3 protein-coding genes and 1 pseudogene are annotated in these 2,905 nt (G+C 69.0%); 2 read left to right on the forward strand and 2 right to left on the reverse strand.

Going from position 1 to position 2,905, the window contains the following annotated elements; all coding sequences use genetic code 11:
- The coding region (locus AOK24_RS39210; RefSeq protein ID WP_055724699.1) for an ATP-binding cassette domain-containing protein at positions 1–905 on the reverse strand (905 nt) is incomplete at its 3' end.
- Positions 906–926: 21 nt separating this feature from the next.
- Positions 927–1,592 carry a DUF4097 family beta strand repeat-containing protein gene (locus tag AOK24_RS39215; protein WP_055724700.1) on the reverse strand — a complete coding sequence of 222 codons (666 nt, stop codon included), beginning with the start codon at positions 1,590–1,592 and terminating at the stop codon, positions 927–929.
- Between the two features lie 227 nt (positions 1,593–1,819).
- Between AOK24_RS39215 and AOK24_RS39220 the strand changes: the two genes are divergently transcribed.
- Positions 1,820–2,578: a GbsR/MarR family transcriptional regulator gene (locus AOK24_RS39220; protein ID WP_055724701.1), complete on the forward strand. Its 759-nt coding sequence runs from the start codon at positions 1,820–1,822 to the stop codon at positions 2,576–2,578.
- 39 nt (positions 2,579–2,617) lie between these two features.
- Positions 2,618–2,905: pseudogene (locus tag AOK24_RS39225) on the forward strand (AAA family ATPase); the annotation flags it as partial.

Here is a 2,905-nt window from a genome sequence, read left to right on the forward strand (position 1 = left end):
GCGAAGAACACGTCGTCCAAGTCCGGCGTGTGCAGGGTGAGTTCGTCCGCCTCGACCCCGGCCGCGTCCAACCGGTCCAGGACCGCCCGCAGTTCGCGCTGGCTGCCGTCGCTCGGTATCTGGAGCGTGAGCGACTCGTCGTCCCGGGACGCCTCGGCGAACGCGGCCACCGCGTCCTGGTACGGCGCCGGGTGCGCGAACCGGAGTCTGACGTGGCCCCCCGGAGCGAGCCGCTTCAACTCCTCGGCCGTGCCCTCCGCGACGATCCGCCCGCCGTTCAACACGGCGATCCTGTCGGCGAGTTCGTCGGCCTCCTCCAGGTACTGCGTGGTGAGGAAGACGGTCACCCCGCCGGTCACCAACTCCCGGATGATCTGCCACATGTTGTGCCGGGACCGCGGGTCGAGTCCGGTCGTCGGCTCGTCGAGGAAGATGACGCGAGGACTCCCGACGAGGGTCATCGCGATGTCGAGCCGCCGTTTCATCCCGCCCGAGTACGTGGACGCGGGCTTCTTCGCGGCGTCGGTGAGGTCGAACCGGGCGAGCAACTCGGCGGTGACGCGCCGCCCTTCGCTCTTGGAGAGGTGGTGGAGGTCCGCCATGAGGAGCATGTTCTCCTCGCCGGTGATCAGCCCGTCGACCGCCGAGAACTGGCCGGTGACCCCGATCGCGGACCGCACCGCCTGGGCCTGGCCCGCGAGTTGGTGCCCGGCGATGCGTGCCTCTCCGCCGTCCGGGGTGATCAGCGTGGAGAGGATCTTCACGGCGGTGGTCTTGCCCGCGCCGTTCGGGCCGAGCAGCGAGAAGACGGTGCCTTCGGGGACGGCGATGTCGATGCCGTCCAGGACGGTCTTCTCGCCGTAGGACTTGCGCAATCCGCTGGCGGAGATGGCCAGTTCGGTCATGGCGGGGTTCCTTTCCGGGGTTCAGAGGCTGCGGGCGGTGATGTCGCCCTGCGAGGTGGTCGCGGTGATGACGAGGTCCGAAGTGCCGTCGTTCTTCAGGGAGTTGGAGACCCGGCCGAACGAAGTCCCGGCGTCCAGCGAGGCGGAGACGCCCTGCGCGGCGCCGATCTCGATGTCGCCCTGCTGGGTCTTGAGGTCGACGGCGCCGCGCACCGCCTCGGTGACGCGGATCGTGCCGCGCTGGGTGCTGATCCCGGCCGGCCCGGTGAGGCGGCCGATCGTGATGTCGCCGTCGTGGGAGGTGAGTTGGACGCTCGACGCCTCGTCGAGCTTGACCTCGCGGTAGCCGCCGTCGAAGGTGACGTCGCCGAGCCGGCCGACGCCGCGCAGTTCGGCGGCGCCCGCCTTGGCCACCACCCGGGAACCGGCGGGGAGTTGGACGGTGACCTCCACCGCGCCCTGGCCGCCGAGGAGTTGGGACTTCGGCGCGGGGGTCTCGATGCGCAGGACACCCGCGTCGTAGGAGACCGTGGTCTGCTCGGCCGTCTTCACGTCACGGGACTTGCCGGCGTCGGCGGGGCGGATCTCGACGGTGGTGTCGGCGCGGTCGGCGGCGATGAGCTGGATGCGGCCCGCGGGGATGGAGAGGGTGGCGGTGATGGCGGCGGGGGTGTCGAACTTCTGCATGGTTCCTGTCCTTCGCTTCGTCGTTTCTGACATTGGAAAAGCTACGTTGCGTTGAAGGATCTGGCAATGAGTTCGTTGCGATGAAATCTTGTTTATGCAGGTCATAGCCTAGAAATCGTTGCAACGAGCCTGGCTTTAATGCAACGTACGAGGGTGTGTGCGTTGCAATGAATCTGGATTGAAGGCTATGCTGGCGCGGTTCTCGAAGGCCGGTGGAGGAGAGTGTGATGCCTGGAGGCAGGCTCAGTCAGCAGGAGCGTCAGCAGATCGCGGTGGGATTGGGGGAGGGGCTCGCCTATGCGGAGATCGCGCGACGGCTCGACCGGCCGACGTCCACGGTGACACGTGAAGTCATGCGCAACGGCGGGCCCGTCGGGTATCGCGCCGACCTCGCGCACCGGGCGACCGAGACCCGCGCGCACCGGCGCAAGAAGGCCGCACCCCGGGTGGCCGGTGCGGTGGCGGCGGTCGAGGGGCGCGACGCGGAGGCGGTGCGGGAGTACGAGGAGGCGTTCGCGACGCTGTTCACCCAGCAGGGGCTGCCGAGCATGACGTCCCGGGTGCTGGCCGCGCTCTACGTCACGGACGGCGGGACCCTGACCGCCGGGGAGCTGTCGGGGCGGCTCGGGGTCAGTGCGGGGTCCGTGTCGAAAGCGATTGCGTTCCTGGAGGCCCAGGGGCTGGTGCGGCGGGAGCGTGAGGCGGAGGGGCGGCGGGAGAGGTATGTCGTTGACGACGACGTGATGTACCAGTCGACCATGGCCAGCGCGAAGGCGACCGCCTACCTGGGGGAGGTGGCTCGTAGGGGGGTGGGGGTACTAGGCGCCGGAACGCCTGCGGCTGTGCGGCTGGAGAACATGGCCCGGTTCATGGACTTCGTGGCCGAGAGCATCGCGCGGGCGGCCGATCAGGCGCGTGAGGTCCTGCACGGGAAGCCGGAAGGTGGGGGGCTGGAAGGCGGGGAGCCTGAAAGTGGTCCGAGTTAAAAATATGACTCGGTTAAGTTTCGGGTTTAGGCTTGTGCCATGACTGGCGAGCTTGAACTGGAAGCGTCCCTACGGCACGAGCGAGCCCACCACGACCGCTGCCGGGCCGCCTTCGAGGCAATGGTGAACGGCGCCGACGAGCAGGTCGTCGCAGGTGAGAACGTTTCTGCGTCCGGCGCCGACGCGGAGGTCCTCGGCTACCGGCTGCGCAGCCACGCGAAGGCGCTGCACGAGCTGCCGGAGGGGCCGCTGTTCTTCGGACGGCTGGATTTCGGGGACGGGCGGGCCCATCACGTGGGCCGGATCCGGGTGAGCGAGCGGCCCGCC

The organism is Streptomyces niveiscabiei (assembly GCF_001419795.1).
GTDB classification, from domain to species: Bacteria; Actinomycetota; Actinomycetes; order Streptomycetales; family Streptomycetaceae; genus Streptomyces; species Streptomyces niveiscabiei.